Annotated in this window: 11 protein-coding genes and 1 pseudogene; 7 read left to right on the forward strand and 5 right to left on the reverse strand. The window is 55.9% G+C overall.

All coding sequences use genetic code 11. The features are described from left to right. The first annotated feature begins 5 nt into the window (after positions 1–5). The 5 genes and pseudogenes from AHA_RS10395 to AHA_RS10415 all read left to right on the forward strand — a co-directional run bounded on the left by AHA_RS10395 (position 6) and on the right by AHA_RS10415 (position 5347). Positions 6–532, forward strand: a pseudogene (locus AHA_RS10395) (DUF2514 family protein). A 29-nt stretch (positions 533–561) separates the two neighbouring features. Next, positions 562–1458: a terminase gene (locus AHA_RS10400; protein ID WP_011705920.1), complete on the forward strand. Its 897-nt coding sequence runs from the start codon at positions 562–564 to the stop codon at positions 1456–1458. Positions 1459–1497: 39 nt separating this feature from the next. After that, on the forward strand, positions 1498–2244 hold the full coding sequence (locus AHA_RS10405; RefSeq protein ID WP_011705921.1) for a hypothetical protein: 747 nt from the start codon (positions 1498–1500) through the stop codon (positions 2242–2244). Between the two features lie 43 nt (positions 2245–2287). Further along, positions 2288–3376, forward strand: a complete 1089-nt coding sequence (locus AHA_RS10410) for an LPD38 domain-containing protein (protein WP_164927626.1) — start codon at positions 2288–2290, stop codon at positions 3374–3376. Positions 3377–4906: 1530 nt separating this feature from the next. Beyond that, complete coding sequence (locus AHA_RS10415) at positions 4907–5347, forward strand: hypothetical protein (RefSeq protein WP_077392310.1); 441 nt, start codon at positions 4907–4909, stop codon at positions 5345–5347. 527 nt (positions 5348–5874) lie between these two features. Here AHA_RS10415 and AHA_RS10420 read toward each other — a convergent pair. From AHA_RS10420 to AHA_RS10435, 4 genes are all read right to left on the reverse strand, one after another. Then, complete coding sequence (locus tag AHA_RS10420) at positions 5875–7530, reverse strand: cation acetate symporter (protein WP_011705923.1); 1656 nt, start codon at positions 7528–7530, stop codon at positions 5875–5877. Further along, positions 7527–7838, reverse strand: coding sequence for a DUF485 domain-containing protein (locus AHA_RS10425; protein ID WP_011705924.1), 312 nt, complete (start codon positions 7836–7838; stop codon positions 7527–7529). The genes AHA_RS10420 and AHA_RS10425 overlap by 4 nt, the downstream gene beginning before the upstream one ends. 109 nt (positions 7839–7947) lie before the next feature. Then, entirely contained in the window at positions 7948–8574 is a 627-nt protein-coding gene (locus AHA_RS10430) for a 3'-5' exonuclease (protein WP_011705925.1), read from the reverse strand. A gap of 2 nt (positions 8575–8576) precedes the next feature. After that, a complete protein-coding gene (locus tag AHA_RS10435) occupies positions 8577–10364 on the reverse strand; it encodes a putative nucleotidyltransferase substrate binding domain-containing protein (protein ID WP_011705926.1) in 1788 nt (595 codons plus the stop codon). Between the two features lie 176 nt (positions 10365–10540). Here AHA_RS10435 and AHA_RS10440 point away from each other — a divergent pair, with 176 nt between their 5' ends. Then, positions 10541–11347 carry a crotonase/enoyl-CoA hydratase family protein gene (locus AHA_RS10440; protein ID WP_011705927.1) on the forward strand — a complete coding sequence of 269 codons (807 nt, stop codon included), beginning with the start codon at positions 10541–10543 and terminating at the stop codon, positions 11345–11347. An 83-nt stretch (positions 11348–11430) separates the two neighbouring features. Here the strand turns inward: AHA_RS10440 and AHA_RS21865 are convergent, their stop codons facing one another. After that, positions 11431–11595 carry a hypothetical protein gene (locus AHA_RS21865; protein ID WP_244832183.1) on the reverse strand — a complete coding sequence of 55 codons (165 nt, stop codon included), beginning with the start codon at positions 11593–11595 and terminating at the stop codon, positions 11431–11433. A 164-nt stretch (positions 11596–11759) separates the two neighbouring features. Here AHA_RS21865 and AHA_RS10450 point away from each other — a divergent pair, with 164 nt between their 5' ends. After that, entirely contained in the window at positions 11760–12011 is a 252-nt protein-coding gene (locus tag AHA_RS10450) for an ogr/Delta-like zinc finger family protein (RefSeq protein ID WP_011705928.1), read from the forward strand. Positions 12012–12252: the final 241 nt, after the last annotated feature.

Raw genomic sequence — 12252 nt, forward strand, 5'->3', positions numbered from 1 at the left:
GCTGGATGCTGCCGTTCCTGGCTGGCTCATTGGTGATCGCCGCTCTGGCCGGTAGTGGAGTGGCTCTCTACTGGTCCGGTCATGCTGATGGGCAGGAGGGAGAGCGCAAGACCTGGCAGGCGAGGTGGAATGAAGAGGCTGCCCGGCTCGCTACTGCCAGGACCAAGGCCGAGCAGGAAGCCAGGGAAGAGGAACAGCGCCGGCAGGCTGAAATCGACGAGGTAAGAGACCATGCACAAGAACAACTCGCCCAAGCACAAGCTGATGCCGCTGCTGCTGGCATTGAGTCTGGCCGGTTGCGCGACAAGCCCGCCGCCTGGCAGCCAGAGCAAGTCAGTGCGCCAGCAATCCCGGCACTGCCCAAAGAGGCTCGGCAACCGAACAACCTGCCATGGTGCTCGCCGACTTGCTCAGCCGGGCTGATGAAAGAGCGGGTGAGCTGGCAGCAGCATATGACAGTGCTCGAGCATCAGGACTAGCCTGCGAGAGAGCTTATGATGCGCTTCTACTTCCCACACAATCTCACCAGTAACGCAGGGGTGTCTGTTTCTAGGACGCGAGATGGCTCAACGTATCGACTGGAAATCTTTGCAGGCGGACTTTGCGCAGGCACACGGAGAAACAGGCATTAGCGTAAAGGATTGGTGCGAGCAAAATGGCCTCAACTACCAATCCGCTAGGCGTTATATCAAGCCTCGTACTGCGCAGTCTGAGGAGCAAACTGCGCAGTCCAAACTGCGCAGTGCGCAAAGAAATGCGCAGTCAGAAGTGCGCAATCGGCAAAGTGCGCAGACTAAGGGAAATGAAGGCAAGGCCAATGAGATTAGGGGAGAGGGAAGAGTGGAAAGGTCATCCTCATCCACACAAACCCCTTACGACTCAGGTCAAAACCCGAAAAGAAAATCGGTACGCCAGCCAGATGGCCGCTTTGGCATGGGTAATCGTGAGTCTGTCGGTAGCCCCGGCAACCCTAACCCTGTCGCAAAGTGGAAGCTAGGCGACAGGCCCGCACTGACCCACGGCGGTTACGCGCAGTTCCTCGATGCGCCAGAGCTGTTCGACCAGGCCCGCGATCTGCGGTTGCGCGATGAGTTGGACTTCACCCGGGCTCGCGTGATCTCCGTCACCAAGCTGCTGAAGGGGTTGCAGCAGGACCTGGTCACAGCCACCGAGGTGACGGACCGGATCGCGCTGTATGACAAGATTTTGAAAGCCGAGCAGGCCCTCGACCGCAATATTCAGCGGATTGAGTCCATTGAGCGCACCTTGAGCGCCCTGATGGTTGATGCCGTTAACGTACCAAAAATTGAAGAGGACACCCGTCGCATCCGGGCCGCTACCCGCAAGCTGACCGCGGAGGCTGACTTGCTAGAGAAGGATGGTGGTGCGGATATGACACCGGTGGCAGAAGTGGCGGCAGAACTTCAGGGTATGGGGACTGGTGGGCTTATGAGATAATAACATGGTCACTTTCAAATGGTGTTCAGGAAATAATAAATGGTTGGGGATAATGTAGAGCTTGAAAGGCAATATAGGAAAAACTTGATGATTGTTAGTACGATTGTATTAATATATTCAATCGCTGGTGGCTCCTTTGGGAATGACTTGTCTTTTTCTGGAGCGAAATTGGTTTTCTCGAGACCAGAATGGATTGAGTTTTTTATGATTGCTGTTATGTTTTTCTTGCAGTGGAGGCACTGGCTTATATCAGGGGATATAAGGCGGCATCACCGTGGTGAAGTTTTAAATGAACTTTTCCTTCCTAGCAAGTATATACGTTTTTTGAAGTGTGCTTTTAACCCCGGTGCGACGTTTGAACGCGTAGATAATGATGGCTATGCCATTATGAAGTGTGATGAAGGAGTGGGGCGGGTAAAGGTTAAAATAATAGATGTTCGTTTTCGTTTTATTTTAATAAGGTTCGCTGATGCTGTGAGTACCCCAGGGGTTGAGGAACTAAGTCATCTAGGTCTTACAAGTCAGGTTAGTCGTGATTATGGTTCTCCATACAGACTTACTGATAGAGAAATGAGGGTTGTTAGAAGAACATTCAATAATAATGGTTATGGTATTATTTCTATAAGATATAGCGATGTAGTTCCATTTTTTATGTTGAATAGATCTTATAGAACTAGATGGATAAATCTGTCATTTAACGAAGTTTGGTTTGGTGACGCATTGCTTCCAGCATTTGTCACAGGTTCTGCACTTATTTGTTATTTGTTATCTAAGTTTTTTAGCTAATTCTAACCCGCTTCGGCGGGTTTTTTGTTACCTGAGATCCCCCATGACCGAACTCGATATCTCCGCCATGACTGAGCAGGAGCAGCTTGCGTACATCCGCGCGAAGCTCAGTGATAAGTGGTGGCGGATGAACAATCTCTACATGATCGAGAACGAGCAAGGTGAGCTGGTGCAATTCAAGCTGCGCCCGGCACAGGAGTTGCTGTTCCGGACCATGTGGTACCTGAACATCGTTCTCAAGGCGCGCCAGCTGGGGTTCTCCACCGCCATCGATATCTACCTGCTCGACGAGGCATTGTTCAACAAGAATCTGAAGTGCGGGATCATCGCCCATGATCTAACTGCCGCCGGCGAGATTTACCGCACCAAGATTGAAATCCCGTTCGATAACTTACCCAAGTGGCTTAAGGACACCAGTGCCCAGTTTGGCAAGGCAGTGGCCAGGGCGATCTGGGAGACTTTCGCCCTGAACCCGACCCCACAGATCGTCAAGCCAGTGGTGGAGGCTGTTTTCAATTACGACAGCTTCCGTGGTGCCCCAATCGATAGCCCTCAGGATCTGGCCGTCAAGGCCGAGTCCCGTTACAACGAGCAAACGAGTTTGCTGATGCGCGAACTTGGTGAATTGTCTGGTTTCTCACCCAAGCAGCTGGAACACTTGTTGATTGGTTACACTGGCACTGTGGGTAGCTACGTGATGGCCGTAGCAGATGGGGTGATCCGGGCAAGCCGTCCCGGGGAGTCAGCCAGTTGGCGTGCTGATGAGGTCCCTTTGGTTAAAGCCGTGTACCGCGGCACTGGTCCTGCCAAGTTTACTCAGCACATGGAGGATTTTTATCGGATGCTCAACGAGGTGAACCAGCTCAAGCGCACCGTTGATCAGTACCGTGGTGAAGGGGAGGACGATAAGGCCGATGAACTGTTGGAAGAACAGGGGGGGATCTTGAAGGCTCGACGTAACTTGAGCCGAACCCAGCAACAAATCAGAGTATTGCGAAACCGTATTGAGTTACTGCATCGAGATCGAACATTAAGTGCCGAGGAAAAACGCCAGCGAATAGATAAGCTGCTGGCAAGCCGTAACGAGCTTGTTTACAAAGCTGTGAGTCATAATCATATCTATTGGAAATAGCATCCCCTCGAATCCCTTCACATAAAAATGGGAGATCGCTCACGAAAATGCATTTAGATTATGTCAGTAATTTAAAATCATCTATCAGTTTATTTAAGTCCGTAAACTTTGAGAAAAGTAAATGGCTAAATAATCTTTGTGTTTTCCGATAGATAACTTGCTCTATTTTTCACGCCACGCCTTAATTTATGTGGTGAGACAATTATTGATTTTATCATCTATTAATCACGCAGGGTTTCTTGATTAATATTGTGATTAAGATCGCTTCTTTCTGTGCACCAAGAGGTTAACTTAGTTCTTGAGGATGAGGAGTTCTGTTGGCATAGATAGAGATATCAATGTTTAGCAGTTGCTAGTCCCCCCTTATTCTCGTAGTACTGACATGCAAGCAACCGTCTGGTTTGTGTGTCTCTCGCTTTGTTTTACTAGAGCTAACTTATCCCGTTTTTTGTTTTGCCAGTGCCATTAATGGCACTGGTTTTTTTTATGTTGAGTATAAATATCAATGGGTAACACATGAGTATTATTTCGAGTTGTTATCATTACGCGGTAGAATTCGGATTTGTTTGGGTATATTCACAGAGGGTTATCACTCATCAATTTTGATCTGGATGTCTTTATAATATTGAATCTAATGGATTTATGTAACTGCGAATTATCGTATTGATAGGTGAGTCATCAATGTGTTCGATATCGGTTAGGGTATGATAATAAAAATTACAGGGGGATCTTCAAATTACATTATAACTGTTGCTGCTCTTTCATCTTGTTATCCAAGTCATTAATGATATCAACAGAGTTTGAGAGTAGAGCATGCAATAACGGCTCTGGTTGAACCGGTATGACGGGGTACGGTGAGGGCATAGCCTACAAGGACTGAACCTAAAAGGACTTAACCTAAAAGGACTTAACCTAAAAGGACTTAACCATGTGGATACTACTAGCGCTTGTATTTATGGTGTTGGCGCTCAAGGCCTTCAGTGTCAGCTTCACATTTGCATTGATACCGTTCGCGTTAGGGATCTGGTGTTTCAGTAAATCCAACCTGGAGAGCTTGGAGACGTTCATGGCAGTTACTTTTATCCTCGGCCTGATTGGTTCTGCTGTGAATATAGTCATTAGCATGTGGTAATGCTTCATTGGGAATTCCGACAGAAATGGGAGCCCGAACTGCAGAGTTGGCTGTTTTTAATACACCCTCAAAATGAAAAGTGATAGCGTCCCTCTCGCTGTATGTATATACAGCATTCTTCACAGTCGAAAGATTGAGAAGTCACTTGAGGGACCACAGGATGGAGTTACTACTGACGGAACTAGAAGCGTATCTTGAGGAGATCGATTTGACTCCTCAGGAACGGGATGCAATCACGCGCATCATAGCTAGTCTTCGCGATGAAATCACATATCACATGACATGAATGTGTTCAGAAAAGCCCACCATAAGCCTGCCATGTGTGGGCTTTTTTATGGCAGCAGTACTGATGGCGCGAAAATTGCTCGAGTTTAGAGATTCAAACAGAGGAGGTGGTCATGATAATCGGTGCGGCTCAATCTCAGTTCATAGCGCCATCGCAGATAGACAATCAGAACACGTCGAATTTTAGACAGCAACAAAACAGCATTAAGCTCGCTGAAGATCGCGTCACTCTCGGTGGAAATGGTGATGCCGATGCTCCAACTTACGATCGTTCAGGGATTGTGAAAAAGCCGCAGGAGCGCAGTCTTACCCAGATAGCTTTGGATCATTTGCTTGCACAGAGGATTGGCCTCAGTAAAGAGAAGCTGGATGAGATCGAACAGAAGAAGAAAGAAATAGCTGACAACCCAAAACTGTCTGATAAAGACAAGCAGGGCATGCTCGAAGATCTGGAAAAGCAGAAGGAAGACCTCATTAAGGAGGCAAGCGAGCGACGGAAAGATCGGGGGGATGAAGACAGGCAGTCAAATCCCACATCACCACAGACCGCGTGATTTAGCCCTCTCATTAGTGGCAACAATTTGCCTCTTCAACACTGATCCATTGCCACCATGCATCGTCCAGGGATTGATACGATCTTGATGGGCTGAACTGCATTGGTTGAGTTTTTGTTCGATGTAGATGGGTTAATTTTGGGGCAATTTTGGGGCAAAACGAGAGGGAAAATACGGGGAAATGGGGGTAAAAAGGGGCTAGAACGATTTGTAAAAATTCAGGGATATCACAGGCATGGCGCGCCCTCCGGGCGAATTAAGCCTGCACAATACTGTTGTTACTCGAAAGCACTGGAATGTCCCGGTTGATCTGTCAAATGGCGCGCATTATGGCACAGATCCCCCGAAAGTTTTAGCAAGAACTGTGATCCGGGCCTATTGCAGGGGGGATAGAGAGGGTGGTGCTGTGCGCTCGCGCACCTTGGCGGCCATGGCCGCGTCGATCCGATTGCAACGGGCGCTGACGACTGCCTCTCGACATGAAAAAAGCCGGCCCTGGGGCCGGCTTGCAACCGTCAATCGAAGGTTCAGTGGGAGCTGGCGCTGGCTGCCCCCAGTCCGGTCTGGGAGCGGACGAACTGCGGGAAGAACTTGGCGTGCTCGTCGAGCGCATTTTGCGACTTGTCGGTGACCGAGAACAGCCAGATCCCGACGAAGGCCACCGCCATGGAGAAGAGAGCGGGGTACTCGTAGGGGAAGATGGCCTGAGCATGGCCCAGCACCTTCACCCACACGGTCGGGCCCAGGATCATCAGGCTGACCGCGCTCACCAGCCCCAGCCAGCCGCCGTAGACGGCGCCGCGAGTGGTCAGGCGAGACCAGAACATGGAGAGGAACAGCACCGGGAAGTTGCAGCTGGCGGCGATGGAGAAGGCCAGACCCACCATGAAGGCGATGTTCTGCTTCTCGAACAGGATGCCTAGACCGATGGCCACCACCCCCAGCACCACAGTGGTGTACTTGGAGACGCGCAGCTCGTCGGCTTCGTTGGCCTTGCCCTTCTTGAGGACGCTGGCATAGAGATCGTGGGAGACCGCCGAGGCACCGGCCAGGGTCAGCCCGGCCACCACCGCCAGGATAGTGGCAAACGCCACGGCGGAGATGAAGCCGAGGAACAGGCTGCCGCCTACCGCATCGGCCAGATGGATGGCGGCCATGTTGGTGCCACCCAGCAGGGCGCCGGTGGCGTCCTTGAAGTCCGGGTTGGTGCTGACCAGCAGGATGGCGCCAAAGCCGATGATGAAGGTCAGGATGTAGAAGTAGCCGATAAAGCCGGTGGCATAGAACACGCTTTTGCGCGCTTCCTTGGCGTCACTCACGGTGAAGAAGCGCATCAGGATGTGGGGCAGGCCGGCAGTACCGAACATCAGGGCCAGACCCAGCGAGATGGCGGAGATGGGATCGGCGACCAGGCCGCCTGGGCTCATGATGGCGATGCCCTTCTCGTGCACCTTGACCGCTTCACTGAACAGGGTGCCGATGTCGAAGTTGACCGACTTCATCACCATGATGGCCATGAAGCTGGCACCGGAGAGCAGCATCACCGCCTTGATGATCTGCACCCAGGTGGTGGCCAGCATGCCGCCGAACAGCACGTAGAGCACCATCAGAATGCCGACCAGCACCACGGCCACATGGTATTGCAGGCCGAACAGCAGCTCGATCAGTTTGCCGGCACCCACCATCTGGGCGATCAGGTAGAGGGCGACCACCACCAGCGAGCCGCTGGCGGAGAGGGTGCGCACCTCGGTCTGCTTGAGACGGTAGGAGGCCACGTCGGCAAAGGTGTACTTGCCGAGGTTGCGCAGCCGCTCCGCGATCAGGAACAGGATGATGGGCCAGCCCACCAGAAAGCCGATGGAGTAAATCAGGCCATCGTAGCCGGAGGTGTAGACCAGCGCGGAGATGCCGAGGAAAGAGGCGGCGGACATGTAGTCACCGGCGATGGCCAGGCCATTCTGGAAGCCGGTGATGCGCCCGCCGGCGGCGTAGTAGTCGGAGGCCGAGCGGTTGCGCTTGGAGGCCCAGTAGGTGATGAACAGGGTGGCCGCCACGAAGATAACGAACATCACGATGGCCGAGATATTGAGCGGTTGGCGATGGACCTCGCCGGTCAGCGCATCGGCTGCCAGCAGGGGGGAGGAGGCCAGCGTGGCCAGCAACAGCAGAGACTTGCCTTTCATGATTGGGCTCCCTTGAGGATCTTCTGGTTCAGTTCGTCAAACTCGCCGTTGGCCCGAAACACATAGATGCCGGTCAACACGAAGGAGGAGAGGATGAGGCCCACTCCGACCGGGATGCCGCGGGTAATGGTGGACCCTTCGCTCAAGGGGGTGCCAAGCCAGCCGGGGGCGAAGGCGATGAGCATGATGAAGGCCAGATAGAGCCCCAGCATCAGGATGGAGAGGGACCAGGCAAAGCGCTGGCGCTTGGCGACCAGCTCCTGGAAGTTGGGATCTTGCTGGATCCGAAGATACGGTTGCTGTTCCATTGCAGTGCTCCATGACATTGAGTGTCGACGGTGAATGAAGGGAGGTCCCTACCGAGCAGCAGGGCTGCCCATGTAAGCAAAATGTGAATCAAATGTTATTTGTGGGCAATTAGACTTTGGGATAAGCCAGTGGCCCGCCCCGGGTGAGGCGCAAGAAGATGAGGGCGGCGGTGATGGCGTCACTCAGGGCGTCGTGGGCGGGCAGGGTCGGCAGACCGATGTGGCTGCTGATGGCGGCCAGATGCAGGTCGATGGCGGCATCGGGATAACGGCGATAGAGGTGATCGTGGTAGAGCCGGCTCACCTCTATCCCCCGTTGCGCCAGGGTCAGCCCCCAGCATCGCTGGCAGGCGAGATTGAGGATCCGCAGGTCGTAGGCGATGTGATACCCCACCAGTTCACGCGGGCCGATAAAGGCGAGCAGCAGGCGCAGCGCGGCTTCCAGCGTCATGCCCTGTTGCAGATCCTGATGGCGCAGACCGTGGATCACCACCGAATGTTCGCTCAGGCTGGCCGGCGCTTGCACCCGGATGGACAGCGCCTCGCCGGTCAGCACCCGGTTGCCCTGGATGCGCACCGCGCCGATGGCGACGATCTCGGCCTGGGCGGGATCCAGGCTGGTGGTCTCGAAGTCGAGGGCGACCCACTCGTCGGCGGGCGGGTCGGCATAGAGCGGGGCAAACGCCGGGTCTTGAACGCGGCGGCCATGCCAATGACGGCGCAGGCGGCTCAACATGGCTATTGCCTCAGACGAAAGTGCAAGGTGAGCCACTGCTGGAACTTCTTCACCTGATGCAGCGCCTGGCGCAGCAGATCCCGCTCGCCGTGGCTGAGATCATTCACCTGCACCCGGCTCTCTCCTTCCTTGAGCTGGCTGCGCAGCCGCAAGCGGACGAACAGCCTGAACGCCTCCGCCAGATTGTCGCCAAAACCGGTACTGAGCCGCCCGGCCGTCACCAGCGCCTCGATCCGTGCCAGGGTCGAGGTCTCCAGAATGGCGGCTTCCAGCGCCAGCATGCGAATGCCGTGTACCAGCGGGAAGAGGCCACCGCGTTTCAGATCCAGTCCCTCCGGTGCCCGCTCCAGACGGCCAAACAGGGTGAGCGGCGCATGAAACGCCACCGCCGGTCGCACCATCTCCGCCAGCAGATCTCGCCGCTCGGCCAGCTGCTCGCGCAACTTGCGGGCAAGAGGAGGAAGCAGGGCGCGATCGCCGGCGATGGGGTGGGCATCGGCCAGGGTGGCGAGCCAGAGCAAGTCTGCTTCACTGGCCTCGACGCAGGCCCGTTCGATCTCCTGCTGCCAGAGCGCCAAGGGCTTCACCCAGGCAGGATTGTTGACCATCACCCGGCCGGGGCAGGGCGGGTAACCGAGCCGGGCCAGCAGATCGCTGAAGGCGGCCAGGTCGGCCTGCTGGGTCGGCCAGTGCAGGTCGGCGGGCAGGATCAGGGCATTGTCCTGATCGGTTTTGAGGATCTGCTCGCCGCGTCCCTCCGAGCCCAGCATCAGCAGGCAGACCCGCTCCTGCACCGCGGGCGGGATCACCAACGCAAAGGCCTGGGCGATCAGCTGCTCGTTGATGGTGGCGATGAGCTTCATCAAAAAGGCGGTGTGGATCCCCTGGCCGAACAGGGAGCGGGTCAGCTGTTGCTGCTCCCGGGCCACCGCTTCCAGCGCCGGCAGGGTGTCGGCGCGGGCGATGCGCAGGGTCAGCACATGGGAGTGGGTGGAGAAGAGGCCGAGCACCTGGGTCAGGTGCAGGATCCCCGCCACCTCCTGCCCCTGCCAGACCACCAGCCGCTTGATGCGATGGCGGGTCATCAGCAGCAGGGCGTCGAACAGATAGCTGTCCAGTGGCAGGCCGATGAGCGGGGTCGGATCCAGTACCGCCAGCGGCGTCGTCAGTGGCAGTCCCTTGAGCGTCAGGGCGTGCAGCAGGGTTTTGCGGGTCGCCAGACTCAGGCTGCCATCCGTGGCCGGGTAGAGTAGGCAGTCGGTGCCCTTGGCCACCATGGCCTCGGTGGCGGCCAAGAGCGACAGGCGGCTGTCGACGATGAGTGCCGGCTGCAGATGGCCGGGCTCGATGCGGGTCAGGATGAACTCCGCCAGATTTTTCTGCCCCAGCTGGGCGCGCTGCTCCTGCTGCTGTTGCCGCTGTGCCAGGCTGGCGGTGAAGTAGCGAGCGAAGGCGGGGTTGCCCTCGCACAGCTCGATGAAGGTGCCTCTGGGGATCAGCTGGCAGAGCAGATCTTCCAGCGCACTGAACTGGTGGCGGCAGTGGCCGTCGAACTGGGCGCGCACGTCGAACAGGTCCCCCTCGCCATAGTCGCCAAACTGGTGATGAGGGCTCGACTCCTCGACCGCCCCCTTGAGGACGAGATAGAGGCCGGGGGGGGCATCGCCGGCCTTGAGCACAGGCTGGCCGGCGCGAAAGTAGCAGATGGAGAGGTGCTGCTCGAGCCGTTGGCGCTCTTCTGCGGTCAGGCAGTCAAACGGCGGGCGGGCAAAGTTGAACAGGCTGGTCATGGCAATCCTTGGCCGGTGGCGTCAAGCCAGTCTGACAAAGCGGCGCCTGGCCAGCCAGCCGACTTTAGTCGCACGCGCCGCGGCAGTGGGAAACCGGGCTCCTCGCTGTACCTGGCGATAACACTCTGATAACGTGGTGGTATGACCAGTGTGAGCTCAGGAGAGGACAGGGGAAAATGGAAAAACCAAGGGTCAAATGCGAGATCCGGGACGGCATCGCCGAGGTGATGCTGGCGCGGGGCGACAAGCTCAATGCGCTGGACAGGGCCATGTTCAGCGCCATCGACGGGGTACTCGAGCAGTTGCGCCAGCACAAGGGGTTGCGGGCGGTGATCCTGCACGGGGAGGGGCGGGCCTTTTGTGCCGGGCTGGATGTGAAATCCATGCTCAAGCAGCCGGTGGCGGCGCTCGAGATCTTAAAACGCGAGGCGGATGAAGCCACCAACCTGGCCCAGCGGGTGGCTTATGGCTGGCATCAGTTGCCGGTGCCGGTGATCGCCGTGACTCAGGGGGTCTGCTTTGGCGGCGGGCTGCAGATCGCGCTCGGCGCCGACTTTCGCTTCAGCACCCCCGATTGCCGCTTCTCGGTGATGGAGATTAAGTGGGGCATCATCCCCGACATGAGCGGCTGCGTCACCATGCGCAACCTGATGGGGGTGGATACCGCCATGGAACTGGCCATGAGCGGGCGTGAGCTGCCGGCGCCGGAGGCCAAGTCCCTTGGGCTGGTGAGCCGGGTCTGCGACGATCCGCTGGCCGAGGCGCGGGAGTTCGCGAAGACCCTCATCACCAAGTCGCCGGACGCGCTGGCGGGGATCAAGCAGCTCTACAACCAGGCCTGGGCCCGCAGCGACGAGGCGATGCTGAAAGAAGAGACCCGATTGCAAAAGCAGATCCTGGGTCGGCCGAATCAGTGGCGCGCCACCCTCAACAGCCTGTTTCGCTGGCGTCTGCCGTTCGGGCCGCGCCGCAATGCGCTCTGACAGGCAGGGATAAACAAGAAATGGTATCGATCTGGTGCCAAGGCTATTGAGGGTCCCCAGTATCTGATCGAACTGTTCTGGTTTCATTTCCTTATCTGCGGGTTGGGCCCGTTGGTGACACTGAGGCCCAGCAGGTAGGGGCGCTCCAGATCGGAGAATTGCTCGATCGGCTCGATGGAGCAGAACTGATACAGGCCGCTCTGGTTGTAGTAAATGAGATCCCGATTCGGGCAGAGGATGGCAAACAGCTTGAGCTGGTCATTGACCTCTTCGGTCTTGAGCGCCTGTACTGTGCCATGGCCGGACCCGCGATTGTGATCGGGTCAGATGACGGCGGTGTAATAGGTCGGATGGTAGGTATCAGCGTTTGCTGTGGCAAGACAGGCTGTTGATTTGAGTAGTAAAGGGGGCAATGCGGGTTTATTGCAAAGTGTGTGGCCAGCGAGGCCGCATTACCAAGGCCAACCGACTGAGCGATGACGTCTCGGATCTCTACTGCCAGTGCACCGATGCCGAGTGTGGCCACAGCTGGGTGGCCACCTTGTCGTTCGCCCACACCCTAAGCCCTTCGGCCAAGACCACCAATCAGCTGGTACTCAGCTTGATGGGGTCGCTCACGCCAGAGGGGCGGCAGTTAGTATTGAAAGGATTGGGGGCGCAGTAGCCCCCTTGTTCGTTACACTCTATATCGTAATAAATTTTTTCATGTTGTTTCGTCGCGACCTAATATCGGAAAATCAAAAACGTAAAATGCAAAGTGAGAAACGAGAAACGCATTTAGCGCCTGAGTAATTTTGCATTGTTATGTATGCCATGCAATCAATAAACGTAATCATCTACGACTATTTCTTGCTCACACCTGGCATTCATCAGACTTTCGCGTACTGCATTGCGGCCTTCGAAGC

Source organism: Aeromonas hydrophila subsp. hydrophila ATCC 7966, assembly GCF_000014805.1.
Taxonomy (GTDB): Bacteria; Pseudomonadota; Gammaproteobacteria; order Enterobacterales; family Aeromonadaceae; genus Aeromonas; species Aeromonas hydrophila.

Bases quoted from the DNA above. Each gene is read 5' to 3' on its own strand.
- AHA_RS10400 (WP_011705920.1), top strand. From the start codon at position 562: ATGGCTCAACGTATCGACTGGAAATCTTTGCAGGCGGACTTTGCGCAG.
- AHA_RS10405 (WP_011705921.1), top strand. From the start codon at position 1,498: ATGGTTGGGGATAATGTAGAGCTTGAAAGGCAATATAGGAAAAACTTG.
- AHA_RS10410 (WP_164927626.1), top strand. From the start codon at position 2,288: ATGACCGAACTCGATATCTCCGCCATGACTGAGCAGGAGCAGCTTGCG.
- AHA_RS10415 (WP_077392310.1), top strand. From the start codon at position 4,907: ATGATAATCGGTGCGGCTCAATCTCAGTTCATAGCGCCATCGCAGATA.
- AHA_RS10420 (WP_011705923.1), bottom strand. From the start codon at position 7,530: ATGAAAGGCAAGTCTCTGCTGTTGCTGGCCACGCTGGCCTCCTCCCCC.
- AHA_RS10425 (WP_011705924.1), bottom strand. From the start codon at position 7,838: ATGGAACAGCAACCGTATCTTCGGATCCAGCAAGATCCCAACTTCCAG.
- AHA_RS10430 (WP_011705925.1), bottom strand. From the start codon at position 8,574: ATGTTGAGCCGCCTGCGCCGTCATTGGCATGGCCGCCGCGTTCAAGAC.
- AHA_RS10435 (WP_011705926.1), bottom strand. From the start codon at position 10,364: ATGACCAGCCTGTTCAACTTTGCCCGCCCGCCGTTTGACTGCCTGACC.
- AHA_RS10440 (WP_011705927.1), top strand. From the start codon at position 10,541: ATGGAAAAACCAAGGGTCAAATGCGAGATCCGGGACGGCATCGCCGAG.
- AHA_RS10450 (WP_011705928.1), top strand. From the start codon at position 11,760: ATGCGGGTTTATTGCAAAGTGTGTGGCCAGCGAGGCCGCATTACCAAG.